The sequence below is a fragment of the Streptomyces sp. NPDC002793 genome (assembly GCF_040295485.1).
Lineage (GTDB): Bacteria > Actinomycetota > Actinomycetes > Streptomycetales > Streptomycetaceae > Streptomyces.
This window is the reverse complement of sequence record NZ_JBEOVL010000007.1, coordinates 81879-99972: the sequence shown is the minus strand read 5'-3', so window position 1 is coordinate 99972 and position 18094 is coordinate 81879. Positions and strand designations below refer to the sequence as shown.

Below are 18094 nucleotides of genomic sequence, written 5' to 3'. Positions count from 1 at the left end.
GGTGGGGCGGTTCTGTGTGCCCCGGGGCCGAGGGCCGCGCCTTGGAGCGATCACGCCCTGCCCCGGCCGACAGCGACGTGATCGTGGCCCATATACACCTCCCCGCGCATGAGTTGGACCGTTCCGGGCAGGCGCACACACCTCATGGCCCACAACCTGAGGAGCGTGACAGGATGACCGCGCGCACTGCACAGACCGCGGGCACGGGACGCGCGGGTGCCCCGGTCGGGCTTCCCTGGATCGAGGACGCCGGGCAGATCGCCCCGCAGGACGCCCGGAAGCTGTCGAAACTCTTCTTCGAGCGTCTACGGGCGCTCGAAGAGGGCACCCCCGAGCACCAGTACGCCCGGAACACCCTCATCGAGATGAACCTGTCCCTCGTACGCTTCGCCGCCGGCCGCTTCCGCAACCGGGGCAGTGGCGACATGGAGGACATCGTCCAGGTCGGCACCATCGGTCTGATCAAGGCCATCGACCGCTTCGACCTCTCCCGTGAGGTCGAGTTCACCTCGTTCGCCGTTCCGTACATCACCGGCGAGATCAAGCGCTTCTTCCGCGACACCACGTGGTCGGTGCATGTGCCGCGGCGGCTGCAGGAGTTGCGGGTGGACCTCGCGAAGGCCAAGGAGACGCTGGTCGTGGACCTCGACCGGGATCCCACGGTGCGGGAGCTCGCCGAGTACCTCGGTCTCGAGGAGGAAGAGATCACCGAAGGCATCGTCGCGGCCAACGGGTACACGGCGGGATCGCTCGACATGCCGGCCGACACGGCGGACGCCCCGGGGCACGCTGCGGGAAGGCGCTCTTACGCGGACGTACTGGGTGAGCCCGACCCCGCGATGGAGACGGTGGAGAATCTCCATGCGCTCGCCCCTTTGCTCGGCGGGCTCGACCCACGTGAGCGCCGCATCATCGACATGCGGTTCGGCCAGGAGATGACGCAGGCCCAGGTCGGTGAGGAGCTCGGCATCTCACAGATGCACGTCTCCCGGCTGCTCAGCCGCATTCTCCGCAAGCTGCGCAGCGGGATGTTCGCCCAGGACTGACGCACCACCGACGGATCAGGTCACGCACGCCTATGCGGGACGGCCGGCGTAGTAGGTGGCGATCATGTCCTGGCCTCCGTGCCCGGCCGCTTCCGCCCGGGTGAAACGCTCGGCGGACGCGGCGACCAGGTCGAGCCTCACTCCGGACGCCGTGGCCGCCTCGAGGATCAGCCGGGAGTCCTTGAGCGCGGTGGAGAGCGCGAAGCTAGGGCTGAGATCACCGGAGAGCACCGCGGCGGACTTGCCCTGGAGGTACGGCGTGTCCAGCGGGCCTCCCTTCATCGCGTCCAGGAAGAGCCGCGGGTCGAGCCCGAGCCCTTCGGCGAGATTGAGACACTCCGCCACGCTGTTGACCATGTTGATCACCCAGGTGTTGGCGACGAGCTTGAGCCGGGTGGCGGCTCCCGGTTCCTCCCCGACCCAGACGGTTCGCTGCCCGATCGCGTCCAGCACGGGCGATGCCGTCGCACGGGCGCTGGAGGGGCCGGAGACGAACACCGTGAGCGTGCCCTGCTCGGCGGGCTGCTTCGTGCCGGAGACCGGGGCGTCGAGGTAGACCAGCCCCAGTCCGGCGGCTCGGTGGACGAGGTCGGTCGTGGCGTCGAGGCCGACCGTGGAGCTCTGCAGCCAGGTCTGCCCCGGTCGCAGACCCGGCGTCGCGGCGGTCAGGGTCTCCGCCACCGACCGGCCGTCGTTCAGGGCCGTCAGGACGACGTCGGCTCCGCGCACGGCCTCCTCCGCCGTGTCCGTCACGGTGGCACCGTGGGCGGCCAGCGGCTCCGCCCTGGAGCGGGTGCGGTTCCAGACCCGGACGGGGAGCCGGTCCCTGAGCAGGCTGCGCGCCATCCCGGATCCCATGATGCCGGTGCCGAGGACCGCGACGGTCGGTGCGCCGGGGGCGGGGAATGCGGTGGTCATGGGGAGGTTCCCTTCGTCGGTGCGGGCCTCAAGACTGCCGCAGCGCGCTCTCCAGAGTGGCGCGGTGCACGGCTCTGGCGAGTCGCGCGCCCCAGCGTGAGCGCGGTCCGGCGAACGCTTCGCCGGGCTGCCCTCCCGGGGCGGGCGCGGCCACGCACACCGCGTCCGTCGGCGTACCGGAGCAGTCGAGGCCGGCCTCCACGAGCGCCTGGACCTTCGCCTCGGTGGCGGTGGCCACCGCGTTGACCAGGGCGGCGTCGGAGAGGGCCACGGGCAGGGTGACGACGATGTTGACGGTGCCGGGCTGCGGCGGACCGTCGGTCCCTTCGGCGGGGGCGGCGGCCCATCCCCGTACGCCGAGGCCGCTGGTGACCGTCGCGGTCACGCCCCCGTCGTCGGCGACGGCGTACGCGGTGACATCGGCCGCCGTCATCAGCCCGGCTCCCGGGCCGTCGAGCTCGGCCGCCGCCGCGATCTCCGCGAGGTGCCGGTCGGGGTCGAGCCGGGGGTAACCGCCGGGGACCTGAGCGTTCAGAATCCAGGCACGGGGGCCGATGCCGCCGCCGAGCACGGCGCTGCTGCACACCCGCCAGCCGGGCCCCAGCCGCCAGACGAGATGGTGGAGCCCGTGACCGTCCTCGTGCCGGGCCAGCAGTTCGCCGCGCTGCCGGGGCAGGTGGATTCCTGCGGATCCGATGGCGCACCTCCCCTGACCGGCCGGGCCGACGGTCGGCGGCAGCGCGTCGATCATACGGCGGGGCGGAGGCCGCACATCCGGCGCACCCGGGAGAGTGCTCACTCGAATGGCGTAGCGCCCGTCGTGGGCCGATACCCGCGTGGAACGGGGCCACCGCCCCTTCCCGGTGCTCCTGACCGCTCCGCACACCGGCCGGGAAGTTGCACCGTCCAACCGGGTGAGGCGCGATGGAATCCGGACGCGCCTCCTCTGCTGGAACCGACCGCAGGACGCGCCCGGGCGAGGAGGAATCGGCCATGGGAGCCGCTGACGGTTTCACGGATTCCGGAGAACTCGACGGTCTGACCGTCTACGACAGCGACGGGGAGAAGGTCGGCACGGTGGGCCGGGTGTACGTCGACGACGACACCGGCAAGCCCGACTGGATCACCGTCAAGACCGGCATGTTCGGTATGAAGGAGAGCTTCGTACCGCTGGCAGGAGCCCGCCGCGTGGGCTCCGACCTGCACGTCTCGCATCCGAAGGACCGCGTCAAGGACGCGCCCCGGGTGGACGCGGACGCACACCTCTCCGTGTCGGAGGAGGAGGAGCTGTACCGGCACTACGGGATGACCAGGAAGGGCACCGGTACCGCCGGAACGCGCGGTGACGCGCGCACGACGACCGGAACGGGAGCCATGGGAGCGGCCGGTGCTGCCGGCGCTGCCGGAACCGCTCGTACCACCGGCCAGGCGAAGGCCACCGGCACCACCGCCGGTACGGGCAGGCACCGCGACATGGACACCTCTTCCACGTCGCGCCCGCTCGCGGGAGCCGGAGCCGAACGGTCCGCCGCGGGCCAGGACATGATCCGGTCCGAGGAGCAACTCCAAGTCGGCACGGAGGAGTACGAGAGCGGGAGGGCGCGGCTGCACAAGTACGTCGTGACCGAGAACGTCACCCGGACGGTACCCGTGTCCCACGAGGAGGTACGTGTGGTCCGCGAGCCTCTGCAGCCCGGCGAGAAGGGGACGGGCATGAAGGGGCGCGAACTCGGTGAGCAGGACGTGGAAGTCACCCTGCACGCCGAACGAGCCACCGTCCGCAAGGAGGCGGTCCCCGTGGAACGGGTCCACCTCGAAACCAGCAGGGTCACCGAGCAGAAGGAAGTCTCCGCCGAGCTCCGCAAGGAGAAGATCGACTACGCGGACGGCAAGGACACGGGCAGCGGCAAGGACATGGGCGGCGAGTTCGGCCAGGGACGTCGTCGCTGACCCCTCACTCAGACAGCGGCGAAAGGCCGCACGGCCATAGCGAGGGGCGGACCCGGGCGGTTCACGGGCCCGCCCTCTCGTCACACTTCCGCCGTCCGTGGACGGCTTGCCCCGGCAGGAACCGCACCGACGGCCGCCCGTCCGGTCCTTCCGGCGTCACCACCGCGCGCACCCGGTAGACATCGGCGATGAGTTCCTCGGTGATCACCTCCGAGGGCGTTCCGCCGGCCACCACACGGCCTTCCTTCATGACGGTGACCCGGTCGCAGAACATCGCGGCCAGGTTGAGGTCGTGCAGGGCGACCACCGTGGTGACGGGCAGCGCGGCGACCAGCGCCAGGAGTTCCAGCTGGTGCTGGATGTCCAGGTGGTTCGTGGGTTCGTCCAGCAGGAGTTCACGTGGCTGCTGGGCCAGGGCACGGGCGATCTGGACGCGCTGGCGCTCGCCTCCGGACAGGGTGTGCCAGGACTGTCCGGCACGGTCGGCCAGCCCCGTGCGGGCCAGGGCCTCCCGTACGACGGTCTCGTCCTCGGTGCCGGGCGCGGACCAGGCACGCCGGTGCGGGATGCGGCCGAGGCGTACGACGTCCAGCACCTTCAGGTCGACCTGGGTGACCGCGTGCTGGTCGACGACGGCCACGCGTCGAGCCACCTCTCGTCTGCCGGTCGCGGCGAGGGTGCGGCCGTCGAGGGTGACGACGCCCGCGCCGGGGGTGAGCACGCCCGCCATCACCCGCAGCAGCGTGGTCTTGCCGGAGCCGTTCGGCCCCAGCAGTCCTACGGTGGTGCCGGGCGGCGGCGCGATGCTCACGTCGTCGAGGACGATCCGTCCGCCGGCCTCCCTGCTGACCCGTGCGGCCCGCAGCCCGTCTCCGGGTGGGCCCGTCCGGGTCATGCGCTCCTCCTCGTGCGGTAGAGGACCAGGACGAAGGCGGGCACCCCGATGAGGGACGTGACGACGCCGACCGGGACCTCCTGCGGGTCGAGGACGGTCCTGGCCAGGGTGTCGACCCAGACCAGGAACACGGCTCCGGTGAGCGCCGTCACCGGCAGCAGCCTCCGGTGGCCGGACCCGGTGAGTGCCCGGGCTGCGTGCGGCAGGACGAGGCCGACGAACCCGATGGCACCCGCCGAGCTGACGAGGGCAGCCGTCAGCAGCGCGGTGGTGCAGAGCAGCACGATCCGGGTGCGTGCCACGTGCACCCCGAGGGCGGCCGCGGCGTCCTGGCCGAAGGCGAAGGCGTCGAGGGTACGGGCGTGTCCGAGGCAGATCAGCAGGGTCACGGCCAGCACGGCGGAGCACATCCACACGTCTCCCCAGCCGACGCCGCTCAAGGAGCCGAGCAGCCAGAACAGCACGCCCCGGGTCTGTTCCGCGTCGGCGGCCGTCATCACGACGAACGAGGTGAGCGCGGAGAAGAGCTGCATGGCGGCGACCCCGGAGAGGACCACCCGGTCGGTGGAGCCGCCGAGGACGTGGCTGAGCACCAGGACGAGGGCGAACGAGCACAGGGCACCGACGAAGGCGCCGGCCGAGATCGACACCGCTCCCCCGCCGACGCCCAGGACGACGACGACGACCGCCCCGGTGGACGCCCCGGAGGAGACGCCCAGGACGAACGGGTCCGCGAGGGGGTTGCGCAGCAGCGACTGCATCACGGTCCCGCACACCGCGAGCCCCGCCCCGCACACCGCGGCGAGCAGTGTGCGGGGCATCCGCAGGTTCCAGATGATGCCGTCGCGTATGGGGGTCAGCCCCGCGTCGGTGAGGCCGAGGTGGGAGGCCACCGCCGACCAGACGTCGGGGACGGAGATGCGGGCGGGGCCGATCGTGACGGTGACCGCGACGGACAGGAGCAGCAGGGCGGTCCCGGCGCTCCACAGGACACCGTCGCGAAGGATCCGGGTGCCTGCGGCCGGGCGGGCCGGCGGCGGCGGCTCCACCTGTAGGTCCGGGGCGTGTTCGGTCTTCGTCACCCGGCGAGTCCGAACGAACGCAGCCCCGCGGCGACGCGCTCCACGCCCTCCACGGTCCGGACGGAGGGGTTCATGGCCTGGCCGCTGAGCAGGATGTACCGCTTGTGCCGCACGGCGTCCATGTTCCTCGTGGCGGGGTTGGACTCCAGGAACTCGATCTTCTTCGCGGCGCTCTCGGCCGTCTGCGACTTGCGGGTCAGGTCGCCGATGACCAGCACGTCGGGGTCGCGGTCGGCGACGGTCTCCCAGTTGATCTGGGGCCATTCCTCGTGGGTGTCGTCGAAGACGTTCTTCGCGCCGAGCGCCTCGGTGATGATGCCGGGGGCTCCGCAGCAGCCCGCCAGGTAGGGTGCTTCGGCGTTGGCGAACCAGTAGAGCATCGTGGTTCCGGAGGCGTCCATGCCCTCGGTCGCCTCGCCGATACGGGCCTCGAGGCGGTGGACGAGCGCGTCGCCCCGCTCGGGTACGCCGAACACCTGGGACAGTTCGCGCACTTCGGTGTAGACGCTGTCCATGGTCAGCGGATCCGTACGGGAGCCGTCGCCGCTCCCGCTGTTGTCCTTGGCCGTGCAGTCGGAGGGCGAGACGTAGGTCGGCACACCGAGGTCCTCGAACTGCTCGCGGGGGGCTACGCCGCCCTTGCCGAGGGTCGATTCGAAGGAGGCGCTGACGAAGTCGGGTTCCTGGTCGAGGACCTTCTCCGAGGAGGGGCGGTTCTCCGCGATGCGGGGGACCTCGGCCTCGTCCTTCTCCAGCCCCTTCATCACGGGGTCGGTCCAGGTGGAGGTGGCGGCGATCCGGTCCGCTAGCCCCAGGGACAGGAGGATCTCCGTGGATCCCTGGTCCAGTGAGACCGCGTGCTGCGGGGCTGCGTCGACGGTCACGGTGCGTCCGCAGTTCTTCAGCGTCACCGGGTATCCGGCGCCGCCCCCGCTCTTCGCGGCTGTGGTGGATCCGCTGCCGCCGCAGGCGGTCAGCAGGACGAGTCCCGTGAGGAGCAGGGTGGTTCGGCGTACGGTGCTGGCTATGGGCGGCACGGAGTCCCTCGGCGTCTCTGGGCTCATGCGCGGAGCCCGCTACGGTGTTCCGCTCCCGGTGCGGAAGCGGGTGCCAGCAGGTCTTCGGACTCGGGTTCGTCCGGACGAGGCGCCTTCCCGGTGCACCCGAGGGTGTCCCAGTGGCTGTGGCCCCGCCCGTCCCCCTCACCGCTGCGCGTCAGCTCCGGATTCGCACCGGATTCCCTGACTCCACGTGGAGTGTGACTGGCTTCTGCAAGCTATCACGCGGGACGTCGTGGGCCTCGGGGCCGACGGCCGGTACGGAGGCGGACGGACGCCCCCCGTACCGGTCTTCGGGCGGGTCAGCCCTTGGGGCGAACCGATTCGCCGCCTCGCGGCCACGGCTTCGCGCTCCGCTGCGCGAGCACGGACACCGTGCCCCAGTAGGCCAGCAGAACGACGCGCAGCCCCAGGATCTCCAGGCGCTCCCCGAGGCGGACGTACCCGGCCGGCCCCTTGACCGCGGCGCTCATCGGGCGTCCGTCGGGCGGGCGTTCCAGGAGCCGCGGGGGTCGTCGTAGGCCTCCGCGTAGCCGGGTCCGGCGATCGGCCAGTCGGCGAGCAGCGCCTCGGGCAGGGCGAAGGATTCGGTCAGTTGCCGGGCGTGGGCGGCGACGGCCGCGACGAGCTGCTCGGCGGTCTCCGGCAGGGCTTCGACCTGATCCCCGCTCAGGAGACCCGCGGCCAGCAGATCACCGCTGTTGCGGGCCACCCATTCGACGGCGAACAGCCGCTCCAGCTCTCCCAGCCTGTCCCTGGCGGCGCCCTCGGGCAGCGCCGCCCGCGCCTCCGCGTAGGCCGCGGCTGCCTCCCGGTAGGCGTAGGCATCGACCCCACGCAGAGCGGGACCCGCGGCCGTGTTCCACCGCTGGAAGAGATCGACGTCGGGCGCACGCTGCGCGCGGCGCCTCGCCCGGGCGAACCAGATGTCCTGGACCGCTGCGAGGAGTTGGCCCAGGAAGCGCGGATCGGCCAGGTCACCGCGGCACGCGACCGGGCCCGGGGCGCCGTCCTCGCGGGGGTCGGCCGCGAAGAGCATCTCCGCCGCGGCCTTGGCGTACAGGGCGATGTTGTCGCCCTCCGCGGTGATGGCTCCCTCCACCCCCGTGACGAGTTCGGTCATGCCGTTGTTCTCCAACAAGGCCTGCGCACCGCAGCGCTCACGGCTCTCGACGATGACGTCACGGGCCCGCCAGGTGATCCACGCCTTGGCCACGTCGACGAGCCTGCCCGCGTCCCTCCGGCCGTCCCCGTCGCCGCAGGTCTCCCAGTGCTTCTGCGCCCGGCGGTGGAGCAGGCTCATGGCGAAGACCGTGGCCATGGCCGAGGCGAGCGGCCCGTGGTGGGTCCGGTGCGCGTTGACGGGCACCGGAGCCGCTCCCCTGGTTCCGGAGATCAGCCGGTGGCCGCCGTAGCGCACGGCGACGGCCAGGGTCGCGCGGGCCGAACCCGCGGCGCAGGCGCTCATGGAGATCCGGCCGGGGACGACCCGCCCGATGGAGGTCTGGAAACGCCGCCGCCTGTCCCCCGGACCGGTCCTGAACTTCCCCGTCGCCTCGCCTTCCTCACCGGAGCCCAGCAGGGCGTCCCGCGCCACGAAGAGCCGGTCGAACGAGGTCAGGCAGTGGTCCACCGGGCTACCCATCCGGGCCGGCAGAGGCCGTACGCGCACGCCCGGCAGCGCCTGTACGTCGTCGGTGAGGGGCACCAGGAAGAGCCGCACCCCGTGGTCGGACCCGTCGGCCACCAGGCGTGCGGCGACCAGTCCGGACTTGGCTCCGCCCGCCGGGCTGGTGTTGGGCATGAACTTCTGCGCGCCCGCGTTCGGGGTGTGCAGGACGAAGCCGTCCCGCTCGGCGTCATAGGTCGCGGTGGTCTCCATGGCTGCCGCGTTGTTGCCGTGCGCCACCTCCGTGCAGAGGAAGGTGCCGATGCGCCGCATCGTCAGGAAGTCGGACAGGTCACGGCGGCCCGCGCACTCGTGGTCGAGGAGGCTGCCGAGGAAGAGGTTGTAGTGGATGCCCGCCACGGTGGTCAGCGCGGGGTCCACCGGGCCGAGCCAGGCGTGCAGAGCGGCCAGCGCGCGGGGGTCGGCGGCGAGGCGTGCTCCGCTGTCCAGGGAGAGGTTGAGGATCCGCAACCGGTCGTAGGCGAGTTCCAGTCGCTCTTCGGGCGTTCCGCCCGCGGGGCGGCGGAACGGTTCTGTGCTGATCAGCCGCTGCCAGAATCCGTGCTCGCGACGGAATTCGGGGCCGAGGAGGACGCCGGTCAGCAGTTCGGTGGTGGACGGTGGGGCGATGTCGGTAAGGGTCACGGTCATAACGAAATCAACGATCGTGGCACGGGCGAGGACACCCCTTCGGGCGCTGCCGCTCCGGGACGGGCCCGCTGGTCAGGGCCGCTGCCGGCTCCTCCTCCCCGGGTGGCAGGGCGCCGGCCCGTGCGACGGTCACTCACCGTCGCGCCCGGCGGAAAAGCCGTGGCCCCGCCGGCGCGGGGCCGTGGTGCCCCCGGGGCTCACGAGGCGTCGCCACGCCCCTCGTCGCCGTACCGCCGCTCGAACTTGGCGACCTGGCCCTCGGTGTCGACCACCCTCGCCTCACCGGTGAAGAACGGGTGGCTCTCGGCGGAGATCTCCACGTCGATGACCGGGTAGCTGTTGCCGTCGTCCCAGTCGATCGTCTGCTCGCTCGACGCGGTGGACCGGGTCAGAAAGGCGTACCCGGCGGAGCGGTCGCGGAAGACCACGGAACGGTACGACGGGTGCTTGTCCTTCTGCATGTCTGCTCCTGGGTGTACGGGGATCTCGCGTCCCGCTGTTCGGGCCAGCGTCCCGAACAGCGGGGGCGTGCGCGATCCGGGGCGCCCGTACGGAGCAGCGGATCAGCCTTTGACCGCCCCTTACCCGGCAACCGGACTCAGTCTCCCGCCGCCCCATCCACCGCGTCCGCGACGAGCCCGAGAAAGCGTGCACGGGCCTGTGGGCTGCACAGGGGTTCCGGATTCCACGGCACGATCCGCGCGGCGCGCCCGGCCGCCTCCCAGGCGGGGGCCGCGATCTCGGCGAGCGGAACCGCGTTGGACCGGATGTCCGCCAGGACGACGCGGGGTTCCAGCGCCGCCGCCTCCGCCCAGTCCAGGGTGGCCCAGTTGACGCCGGCCCCTTCGGGCGGGGACACGAGGCCGACCCCGAGTTCGGCCAGGACGCGCAGTTCGGGCCACATCCAGGGGCGGCCGGCGTACGCCTGCTCCTGGCTCGCGGGCGAGAGTGCCAGCACCCTGGGTCCGCCGGGGGTGCGGGCGGCCGCGCGGAGTCGCTCGCGGGCGGCGCGCAGGTCGCCCTCCGCGGCCGCGACCGTCGCACCTCCGAGCGAGCGCGCGAGCTCGGCGAACCGCTCGGCGACCCGGTCGAGGGTGCGCGCCTGGCCCACGTCGATCACGACGACCGGGACACGCTCCTCCAGGTGCTTGGCGGTGTCCGGGTCCAGTCCGTAGAGCTGGCCGTGGCCGTAGCTGACCGCCACGACCAGGTCGGGCCTGCCGCGTAACAGCGTGTCCAGGTCGAGGTTGTCGCCCGCGCCCCGGTAGTCCACGGCGTCCAGCGGAAGCGTGCCGGTCTTCGCCCGGTCGGGCTCGGCGCCGTCGTGCCCGGAGCCGAATATCCCCTCCGGGCGTATCCCGTAGTCCCACAGCGTCGCCCCTGCCTGGACGTACGCGAGTACCCGGGACGGCACACGGTCCGCCACCGCCGACTGCCCCCGGTCGTCCGTGAAACTCCACGTGCCCTGCTCCGTCATGCCACTCACCCCTCCGAACCGGCCCGGGCCGTCTCCCTGGCTCGCCCCTCACTACCTGCCCAGCCCCTCGGCTCCACACCCTCCGTGGAACGCCCCAGATAGGTGAGCGGTCCGGGGTCGGTCACATCGATCACGTGGAATCCGAGCCTGTCGTAGAAGGCCCTGGCGGGAGTGTTCGCCGTCAGCATGGACAGGTGCGTGGCCCTGACCTCCTTCCGGTGCAGCGCGTGCAGGAAGGCACCCATGAGCTGCCTGCCGTAGCCCTTGCGCTGCCACGGCGCCAGCAGGTCGATGTGCAGGTGGGCGGGGTACTCGTCCAGTTCCGGAAGGATCATCCGCTCAGGGCGGTACAGAAGTGCCGTCATCGCCTCGGTGGGCGTACCCGGTTCACCCTCGGGCTCGGGGAAGCGGGCCGTCACCCGGGGCAGCCAGACCGCGCGGAAGGCGTCCACGAAGCGCCGTGTGTCGGCGGTCCCGAGGACGTAGCCGACCGCGCGCCCCGAACCGTCGTCCAGGACGAAGGCGAGCTCAGGTTCGAGGTGGGCGTACGGCTCGGCGAAGAGCGCGGGCATCAGTCCGGGATCGGGATACAGATGCGTGCTGTCACCGCCGTTGTCGGCCGTGCGGACACAGATGTCCGCGAGGGCTTCCCGGTCGCCGGAGCGGTAGGGGCGTACGTACGCGGTACGGGTCATCACCCCATACTCCGAGCCTGGGAGCGCTCTCACAAGGCCCTGGGGCGCTTCAGTGGGCCTCGTTCTCCCGATGGTCCGCGCGGGCCAGCTCGACGTTGAACTGGGCGCCGGTCACGAGTGCCAGATTGGTGAACCAGATCCAGATCAGGAACACCACCAGGCCGGCCAACGAACCGTACAGCCGGCTGTAGCTCCCGATGTGGGTCGCGTACAGCGCGAAGCCGGCCGAGGCGATCAGCCACAGCAGCGCGGCGAGGACTCCGCCCGGCAGTGCCTGCCGCACGCTGCGCGCGGAACGCGGACCGGTGCTGAAGAGGACGACGATGAGGCAGGCGACCAGACCGAGCAGCACGGGCCATTTGAGCCCCGCCCACAGCGTCTCGCTCGCCTGCGCCAGGCCCAGCCTGCGGCCGAGCCAGCGCGCGAGCGGCCCGGTGAGCACCAGAGCGACGGCGCTGGCCATCAGCAGCACCAGCAGCCCGATGGCCGACGCCACGATGATGTGGGCCTGGCGCAGGGCGGGCCTGGTGTCCTTCACGTGGTGCATGGCGTGCATGGCCCTGCGGAAGACGGCCAGATAGCTGGAGGCGGACCACACGGCGCTCACGCTGCCGGTGGCGACGAGCAGCCAGACCGCCGTGCGCTCCTGGGTCGCCGCTTCCAGAGGCCGCCGGAGGGCCGCTCCGGACTCGGCCGGCGCGAACGCCGTGATGTCGGCGATCAGGGCATGGGTGGCACCGGGGTTGGCGAGGCCGATCACGGAGACGGTGACGAGGAGTGCCGGGAGCAGCGCGAGGATGGCGTAGTAGGTGAGGGCCGCCGCCCAGTCGGAGAGGTCGTCGTTCCACAGCGACACCGGGGTCCTGCGCAGTGCGGTGCGCCAGCGCCTCCGCGCGGTGCGCCCGGCCGGGGGCGCGGTTCGTTCCGCGACGGGGTCGTGGGTCCTGCTGGGCACGCGGCTGCTCCGGGGGTAGGAAAGGCGGACAGGCGGGACGCCGTCACCGGTGTGCCCGGCGTCCCGGCTGCCCCCTTTCTCTCATGCCTCGGCCCCGCGGGTGTACTCCAGGTCGGCTCAGTCGTTGACGGCGGTGAGCAGCACCACCGCGTCCTCCAGCGCCAGCAGCCCGTGCCGCTCCTGCGGAATCGGGTGCAGCCCTCCTGCCGCGAGGTCCACGTCCCCGGAACCCGCGGTGAGCCGGACCGCGCCGCGCAGCACCTGGAGCGACGCGGCGGGCGGCGCGTTGTGCTCGTCGAGTGCGGACCCCGCGGTGAGCGCGATCACCGTCTGCCGCAGGGGTGCCTGGCGCAGCAGAAGATGCGCGCTGCGTCCGTGCGCGTCGGCGCGGGCCGCGGCCAGGTGCTCGTCGGCGAGAGCGTTGAGATCATCCATACGACCACTGTGCCGCAGGCCCCGCTCCCCCGCTATCGCTTCCCGCGCGGCCGGGCCGACGAGTCGTCCGGCAGGGCGGCGGACCGGGACGGCCGGGCGGAGACCCGGCACGGCGAAGAGCGGGGCCCGCGGCACGCGGACCCCGCTCCGTGGAGCCGGCCGGGGGTCAGAGACCGCCGGTGTGGAGGAGCAGGTCGGGAGATCCGGCGCCCAGACCGGTCAGGACGTCCGGGGTCGCCTCCGCGGTGAGCCGGTCGGAGATCTCCTGCGGCGCCGCGTCGGGGTGCTGCTCCTTGTACAGGGCCGCGACTCCGGCGACGTGGGGACTGGCCATGGACGTACCGCTCAGCGTCGTGGATCCGCCGCCGAGCTTCGCGGACACGATGTCCACGCCCGGGGCGTACAACCCCACACAGGTACCCCAGTTGCTGAACGTCGCCTGGCGGTCCTGGTCATCACTGGCGGCCACGGCCAGCACACCGTCGGCGCGCGCCGGGGAGACGTCACAGGCGTCCTGGCTCTCGTTGCCCGCCGCGACCACGGGCAGGGTTCCCTGCTCCGCGAGTGCGTCGAACGCGTCGTCGACCGCCGAGGAAGCGGGGCCGCCGAGGGAGGCGTTGACCACGGCCGGCTGCTCGGCGTTCTGGGCGATCCAGTCGAGACCGGCGATGATCCCGGCCCAGGTGCCCGAGCCCTCGCAGTTGAGCACCCGCACCGGCACGAGGGAGGCCGCAGGGGCGACGCCGTACGTCTCGCCCGCGACGGTCCCGGCCACGTGCGTCCCGTGACCGTTGCAGTCCTCCCCGTCGCGGCCGTCACCGATCGCGTCGTACCCGGCGCCCACCCGGCCGCCGAGCTCGCTGTGCGCGCTTTCGATGCCGGTGTCGAGGATGTACGCGGTCACCCCCTGGCCCGTGCCGTCCACGTCGTACGTGCCGTCCAGCGGCAGGTTCCGCTGGTCGATACGGTCCTGGCCCCAACTCCCGGCCACCACGCGCTTCCCTGCCGCCGCCTTCGCGGCCGGAGGCGAGACGGAGGCCTCGCTGTTCTCCTCGACGCCCTGGACACCCACGGCGCCGCGCACCCGCTCGAGCTGTGCGGGTGTGAGCGAGGCGGCGAAACCGTGCAGGACCTTGCTGTACGTGAAGAGGGTGGTGACGCCGAGCTGTTCGGCCATGGCGGCCAGCTTCTGCGCGGGCGAGAGGGTGACGATGTACTGACCGGGCACGGCCCGGGCCGACTTCTGCACCGGTACGAGGGTCTCGCCGGTGTCGGCCGTCGCCGTGGTGGTGCCGATCAGGGGGGCGATCAGCAGCAGAGCGGCTGGTGCCCAGCGGGCGCGCAGGCGCATGCGTTCTCCCTTGGGGTGGAGGAGCGGTTCGCGGACCCGTCAGGTCCGCGAAGTGCGAACACCTGACCCTTCGTCCACACCCCCGGCGCGCCTGAGCCGCGTCAGCCGGACAGCGCAACGATCGGTGCCGGGGCAGGCCCATTCGGCCGATCGCATGAAAGGTTCCGGCTTCCGCACGAGCGAGGACAGGCGCTCCCCGACGGGGGTCTCGCCGCCGCACGCAGCAGGCTCACGACCACCGGGCCGGAAACAGCCCGCCCGTGGACACGACCGCCGGGGCCTCCGCCCGGCAGGTCGCCCGAGCACCCCGGGCGGGACGGTTCCGTCCCGCCCAGGGTGCTCGGGCGCGGGGTCGAGGTGATCCGCTACCTGACGGTCTGCCCCTGCGGGCCGGCCTGCGGGAAGGGAGTGGCACCCGATGCCAGGCGCAGCACGACGACTCCCCGCGAGGGGAGGACCAGGCCGTCGCCGTCGGGCGAGGTCCCCGAGAGGACCTCGCCGGTCACCGTGCCGAACTCGACGGGCTCGTCCGTGCGGTTGACGAGGAACCAGTAGGCGTGGGAGCCGTCGGTCCGTACGGTCACCTCCACCCGCCCCTGCACCTCGGCGGGAAGCTCGCTGTGCACACCGGCACCGGACAGCAGGGAGCGCAGCACGTCGGGCAGCCCCTGCGCGCCCAGCCGGGTGGAGACGTAGGCGGCGGAACCACCCTCCTCCAGGGCGCGCCGGGTGATGGCGGGCCGCCCCGCCAGGTCCCCGGTCCCGTAGTGCGCCAGCACCGTGACCTCGGCGTCGGTCACGTCGATCCGATCGGTCCACAACGTGCCGGTCAGGCCGTTGTCGAGCCGTACCTCCTCGCTCTCCAGCAGGGGGCCGAACTCCTCGATGCGGATGCCCAGCAGATCACGCAGCGCTCCGGGGTATCCACCGAGGTGGACGTGGTCGTTCTCGTCGACGACACCCGAGTAGTAGGTGGTGGCGAGGTGGCCGCCACCGCGCACATAGGCGTCCAGCCGGTCCGCGAGGTCCTGCGGGACGACGTGCAGGACCGGGGCGGCGACGAAGTCGTACCCGGTGAGGTCGGCCGCGGTCGTGACGACGTCGACCCGGACGCCCAGGGCCAGGAAGGCCGAGTACCAGTCGAGCGCCTCCTGACGGTAGTTCAGCAGGGAGGACGGCTGGGAGTCGCGTTCGACCGCCCACCAGGATTGCCAGTCGTACACCAGGGCCGCGCGTGCCGGTTCCCGTACGGAGCCGGTGACCGGGGTGAGGGACTCCAGCGTCCGGCCGAGGGCGGTCACCGCCCGGAACACCTCGCTGTCCGGGCCGGCGTGGGGCACCATCGCGGAGTGGTGCTTCTCGGCGCCTGCCGCGGACTGGCGCCACTGGAAGAAGCAGACCGCGTCGGCCCCGTGAGCGACGTGGACCAGGGAGTCACGGGCGAGCTCACCCGGGCGCTTGGCGACGTTGACGGGCTGCCAGTTGACCGCGCTGGTCGAGTGTTCCATCAGGAACCAGGGCCGGCCCTGGGCGATGGAGTGGGTGAGGGCGGCGGAGAACGAGAGCTCGTCCAGGCGCTGCGGACCGGGGTGCGCGTAGTGGTCGTTGGAGACGAAGTCGATCTCCTCCGCCCACTCGGGGTAGTTCATGCCCTTCGTACCCCCCATCACCATGAAGTTGGTGGTGGCGGGGATCCGGGGGGTGATGCGGCGCAGGACGTCGCGCTCGGCCCGGAGATAGTCCTTCAGCGCGTCCGAGGAGAACCGCTTGAAGTCGAGCTGCTGGGTCGGGTTGGCGTGGCTCGCGGCCAGCCGCGGCGGTTGGATCTGCTCCCAGGCACCGTAGTACTGCGACCAGAAGGAGGTCGCCCAGGCCCGGTTGAGCTCGTCGAGCGTGACGTAGCGGGCGCGCAGCCAGTCGCGGAACGCCTGGGCCGCGTCGTCGGAGTAGTCGTAGATGTTGTGGCAGCCGAGCTCGTTGGAGATGTGCCAGGCGACCACGGCGGGGTGATCCGCGTAACGGGTGGCCATGGCCTCCACCAGCCGCAGGGCGTACCTGCGGAAGACGGGTGAGGTGGGCCGCCAGTGCTGTCGCGCGCCCTGGGAGAGGGTCTCTCCGGTGCGGGTGACCGGCAGGATCTCGGGGTGCAGGGTGGTGAGCCAGGGCGGCGGCGAGGCCGTGGCGGTGGCGAGGTCCACCGCGATCCCGTTGTCGTGCAGCAGGTCGAGCACCTCGTCCAGCCAGTCGAAGTCCCACCGGTCCTCGGCCGGTTGCAGGCGTGCCCAGGAGAAGATGGCGACGGAGACGATGGTGACCCCGGCCTCGCGCATCAGCCGGACGTCGTCCTTCCACACCTCGCGCGGCCACTGCTCCGGGTTGTAGTCGGCCCCGTAGGCGAAGCGCGCGGGGCGGTCGTCGGAGGGGAGGCGCAGCCAGTGGCGCTCGGATGCGGGGGTCATGATGATCCTTTCGGACACGTGCGAGGTGCGGGTACGGCACAGGGCGGCCGCCCGTCGGGCGACCGCCCTGTGCCTGTTCAGCTGCAGGACGTCACTTGTTGACGTTGAAGCCCTGGTCGTTGCCGTAGGCGACGGAGGCCTTCTGCCATTCCTGCAGACCTTCGGCGAGCTTGGTGTCGGAGACGTAGGCCTTGCCGACGGAGTCGTTGAAGATCGAGTTCGCGTACACCTGGAAGGGCAGGTAGGACCAGTCCTCGGGCACCTGGGTGGCGGACCGGGCGAAGATCTCGTTCGCCTTCTGGCCGCCGAAGTACGGGAAGGTGGTGTCGAGGAACGACGGCGAGGACAGGTCTGCCGTGGTCGCGGGGAAGGCGCCGTTCTTGATGCGGGACTGAACGCCTTCCGAGTGGTTGGCGTACTCGTTGAACGCGTACGCCAGGTCCTTGTTCTTACCGGCCTTCATCACCGCGAGGGAGCTGCCGCCGTTCTCGGAGCTGACCTCACCGCCCTTCTCCCACTGCGGGAGCGCGGCCGCGCGCCAGTCGCCCGAAGCGGACGCGACGCCCGAGACGAAGTTGGCGGGCATCCAGGCGCCGGTGGCGAGGGTGGCGATGGTGCCGTCAGCCAGGCCCTTGTACCACTCGTCACTCCAGTTGGTGACGGGCGCCAGGAGCTTCTCGTCGATGAGCTTCTGCCAGACCTGGGTGAAGGCCTTGACGCCCTTGTCTGCGGCGAGGTCGACCGTCACGTTGGTGTCGCGGGTCTTGAAGGGGGTTCCGCCGGCCTGCCAGATCATGCTGGTCGTGAACCCGGCGTCACCGGTGTCGTTGGTGATGTAGGCCTTGGGGTCGGCAGCGTGCAGGGCGCGCGCCGCCTCCAGGTACTCGTCCCAGGTGGTGGGCGTGGCGATCTGGTGCTTGTCCAGCACCTTCTTGTTGAAGAAGAGCGCCATCGGGCCCGAGTCCATGGGCAGGGCGTACACCGCGTCGTCGACGGTGACCGAGTTCCAGGGGCCCGGCGAGTAGTCGTCCTCGAACTCCCCGGCACCGTAGCGGCTCAGGTCCTCGAGGGACTCACCGAGGGCGAACTGCCCGAGGGCGTAGTACTCGACCTGCGCGACGTCCGGCACTCCGGATCCGGCCTGCACGGCGTTCTGCAGGGCGGTGTACTGGTCGTTGCCGGTACCGGCGTTGACCAGCTTCACCTTGACCTTGGGGTACTCCTTCTCGAAGTCGCTGACGACCTGCTTCAGAGTCGGTTCCCACGCCCACACCGTGATGGAGCCGCCCTTCTTGAGCGCAGCGCGGAGGTCTCCCCCCGACACGGTCTTGTCCGACGAGCCGGCGTCGCCGTCGGAGGACCCGCACGCGGTGAGGCTCAGCGCGGCCGCGCACAGCAGGCCGACGCCACGCATCGCGCGTCTGGTCATGGTTCTCATAATTGCTTCACTCCG

At 71.6% G+C, this 18094-nt stretch carries 17 protein-coding genes and 1 riboswitch; of the genes, 2 read left to right on the top strand and 15 right to left on the bottom strand.

The features are described 5' to 3' along the window. The first annotated feature begins 173 nt into the window (after positions 1 to 173). The gene (locus tag ABT001_RS09045; RefSeq protein WP_351274522.1) at positions 174 to 1046 is read left to right on the top strand and encodes an RNA polymerase sigma factor SigF; all 873 of its coding nucleotides are present in this window, start codon (positions 174 to 176) and stop codon (positions 1044 to 1046) included. Between the two features lie 30 nt (positions 1047 to 1076). On the opposite strand, the gene ABT001_RS09040 is transcribed toward ABT001_RS09045, so the two are convergent. Beyond that, positions 1077 to 1964: an NAD(P)-dependent oxidoreductase gene (locus tag ABT001_RS09040; protein ID WP_351274520.1), complete on the bottom strand. Its 888-nt coding sequence runs from the start codon at positions 1962 to 1964 to the stop codon at positions 1077 to 1079. A gap of 28 nt (positions 1965 to 1992) precedes the next feature. After that, complete coding sequence (locus ABT001_RS09035) at positions 1993 to 2715, bottom strand: adenosylcobinamide amidohydrolase (RefSeq protein ID WP_351274517.1); 723 nt, start codon at positions 2713 to 2715, stop codon at positions 1993 to 1995. 242 nt (positions 2716 to 2957) lie between these two features. On the opposite strand from ABT001_RS09035, the gene ABT001_RS09030 reads away from it, so the two are divergent. Further along, on the top strand, positions 2958 to 3914 hold the full coding sequence (locus tag ABT001_RS09030) for a PRC and DUF2382 domain-containing protein (protein ID WP_351274514.1): 957 nt from the start codon (positions 2958 to 2960) through the stop codon (positions 3912 to 3914). Between the two features lie 61 nt (positions 3915 to 3975). Here ABT001_RS09030 and ABT001_RS09025 read toward each other — a convergent pair whose 3' ends face one another. The 13 genes from ABT001_RS09025 to ABT001_RS08965 all read right to left on the bottom strand — a co-directional run bounded on the left by ABT001_RS09025 (position 3976) and on the right by ABT001_RS08965 (position 18079). After that, positions 3976 to 4809 carry an ABC transporter ATP-binding protein gene (locus ABT001_RS09025; RefSeq protein WP_351274511.1) on the bottom strand — a complete coding sequence of 278 codons (834 nt, stop codon included), beginning with the start codon at positions 4807 to 4809 and terminating at the stop codon, positions 3976 to 3978. Continuing rightward, complete coding sequence (locus tag ABT001_RS09020; protein WP_502967448.1) at positions 4806 to 5891, bottom strand: FecCD family ABC transporter permease; 1086 nt, start codon at positions 5889 to 5891, stop codon at positions 4806 to 4808. Before ABT001_RS09020 ends, ABT001_RS09025 begins: the two co-directional genes overlap by 4 nt. Next, on the bottom strand, positions 5888 to 6955 hold the full coding sequence (locus tag ABT001_RS09015; RefSeq protein ID WP_502967447.1) for an ABC transporter substrate-binding protein: 1068 nt from the start codon (positions 6953 to 6955) through the stop codon (positions 5888 to 5890). Before ABT001_RS09015 ends, ABT001_RS09020 begins: the two co-directional genes overlap by 4 nt. A 31-nt stretch (positions 6956 to 6986) precedes the next feature. Beyond that, positions 6987 to 7173: riboswitch (cobalamin riboswitch) on the bottom strand. Positions 7174 to 7251: 78 nt separating this feature from the next. Then, positions 7252 to 7422, bottom strand: coding sequence for a hypothetical protein (locus tag ABT001_RS09010; RefSeq protein ID WP_351274509.1), 171 nt, complete (start codon positions 7420 to 7422; stop codon positions 7252 to 7254). Beyond that, positions 7419 to 9269: an acyl-CoA dehydrogenase family protein gene (locus ABT001_RS09005; RefSeq protein WP_502967446.1), complete on the bottom strand. Its 1851-nt coding sequence runs from the start codon at positions 9267 to 9269 to the stop codon at positions 7419 to 7421. The genes ABT001_RS09010 and ABT001_RS09005 overlap by 4 nt, the downstream gene beginning before the upstream one ends. A 197-nt stretch (positions 9270 to 9466) precedes the next feature. Continuing rightward, complete coding sequence (locus ABT001_RS09000; RefSeq protein WP_351274506.1) at positions 9467 to 9730, bottom strand: type B 50S ribosomal protein L31; 264 nt, start codon at positions 9728 to 9730, stop codon at positions 9467 to 9469. A gap of 137 nt (positions 9731 to 9867) precedes the next feature. Beyond that, a complete protein-coding gene (locus ABT001_RS08995; RefSeq protein ID WP_351274503.1) occupies positions 9868 to 10746 on the bottom strand; it encodes a substrate-binding domain-containing protein in 879 nt (292 codons plus the stop codon). Positions 10747 to 10751: 5 nt separating this feature from the next. Next, positions 10752 to 11441, bottom strand: coding sequence for a GNAT family N-acetyltransferase (locus ABT001_RS08990; protein ID WP_351274500.1), 690 nt, complete (start codon positions 11439 to 11441; stop codon positions 10752 to 10754). Between the two features lie 49 nt (positions 11442 to 11490). Next, positions 11491 to 12396 carry a YihY/virulence factor BrkB family protein gene (locus ABT001_RS08985; RefSeq protein ID WP_351274498.1) on the bottom strand — a complete coding sequence of 302 codons (906 nt, stop codon included), beginning with the start codon at positions 12394 to 12396 and terminating at the stop codon, positions 11491 to 11493. Positions 12397 to 12513: 117 nt separating this feature from the next. Further along, positions 12514 to 12831: a cupin domain-containing protein gene (locus ABT001_RS08980; protein WP_351274496.1), complete on the bottom strand. Its 318-nt coding sequence runs from the start codon at positions 12829 to 12831 to the stop codon at positions 12514 to 12516. Positions 12832 to 12997: 166 nt separating this feature from the next. Continuing rightward, positions 12998 to 14182 (bottom strand): S8 family peptidase, encoded by a 1185-nt coding sequence (locus ABT001_RS08975; RefSeq protein WP_351274493.1) that lies wholly within the window; start codon positions 14180 to 14182, stop codon positions 12998 to 13000. 365 nt (positions 14183 to 14547) lie between these two features. Beyond that, positions 14548 to 16641 (bottom strand): beta-galactosidase, encoded by a 2094-nt coding sequence (locus tag ABT001_RS08970; protein ID WP_351274490.1) that lies wholly within the window; start codon positions 16639 to 16641, stop codon positions 14548 to 14550. 91 nt (positions 16642 to 16732) lie between these two features. After that, positions 16733 to 18079, bottom strand: a complete 1347-nt coding sequence (locus tag ABT001_RS08965) for an ABC transporter substrate-binding protein (protein WP_351274487.1) — start codon at positions 18077 to 18079, stop codon at positions 16733 to 16735. Positions 18080 to 18094 lie beyond the last annotated feature (15 nt).

What these genes read in the sequence shown, in the direction of transcription:
- ABT001_RS09030 (WP_351274514.1), top strand. Translation starts at nt 2,958, where the DNA reads ATGGGAGCCGCTGACGGTTTCACGGATTCCGGAGAACTCGACGGTCTG.
- ABT001_RS08975 (WP_351274493.1), bottom strand. Translation starts at nt 14,182, where the DNA reads ATGCGCCTGCGCGCCCGCTGGGCACCAGCCGCTCTGCTGCTGATCGCC.
- ABT001_RS08965 (WP_351274487.1), bottom strand. Translation starts at nt 18,079, where the DNA reads ATGAGAACCATGACCAGACGCGCGATGCGTGGCGTCGGCCTGCTGTGC.
- ABT001_RS09000 (WP_351274506.1), bottom strand. Translation starts at nt 9,730, where the DNA reads ATGCAGAAGGACAAGCACCCGTCGTACCGTTCCGTGGTCTTCCGCGAC.
- ABT001_RS08980 (WP_351274496.1), bottom strand. Translation starts at nt 12,831, where the DNA reads ATGGATGATCTCAACGCTCTCGCCGACGAGCACCTGGCCGCGGCCCGC.
- ABT001_RS09035 (WP_351274517.1), bottom strand. Translation starts at nt 2,715, where the DNA reads ATGATCGACGCGCTGCCGCCGACCGTCGGCCCGGCCGGTCAGGGGAGG.
- ABT001_RS08990 (WP_351274500.1), bottom strand. Translation starts at nt 11,441, where the DNA reads ATGACCCGTACCGCGTACGTACGCCCCTACCGCTCCGGCGACCGGGAA.
- ABT001_RS09040 (WP_351274520.1), bottom strand. Translation starts at nt 1,964, where the DNA reads ATGACCACCGCATTCCCCGCCCCCGGCGCACCGACCGTCGCGGTCCTC.
- ABT001_RS09045 (WP_351274522.1), top strand. Translation starts at nt 174, where the DNA reads ATGACCGCGCGCACTGCACAGACCGCGGGCACGGGACGCGCGGGTGCC.
- ABT001_RS08970 (WP_351274490.1), bottom strand. Translation starts at nt 16,641, where the DNA reads ATGACCCCCGCATCCGAGCGCCACTGGCTGCGCCTCCCCTCCGACGAC.
- ABT001_RS09015 (WP_502967447.1), bottom strand. Translation starts at nt 6,955, where the DNA reads ATGAGCCCAGAGACGCCGAGGGACTCCGTGCCGCCCATAGCCAGCACC.
- ABT001_RS08995 (WP_351274503.1), bottom strand. Translation starts at nt 10,746, where the DNA reads ATGACGGAGCAGGGCACGTGGAGTTTCACGGACGACCGGGGGCAGTCG.
- ABT001_RS09025 (WP_351274511.1), bottom strand. Translation starts at nt 4,809, where the DNA reads ATGACCCGGACGGGCCCACCCGGAGACGGGCTGCGGGCCGCACGGGTC.
- ABT001_RS09005 (WP_502967446.1), bottom strand. Translation starts at nt 9,269, where the DNA reads ATGACCGTGACCCTTACCGACATCGCCCCACCGTCCACCACCGAACTG.
- ABT001_RS09010 (WP_351274509.1), bottom strand. Translation starts at nt 7,422, where the DNA reads ATGAGCGCCGCGGTCAAGGGGCCGGCCGGGTACGTCCGCCTCGGGGAG.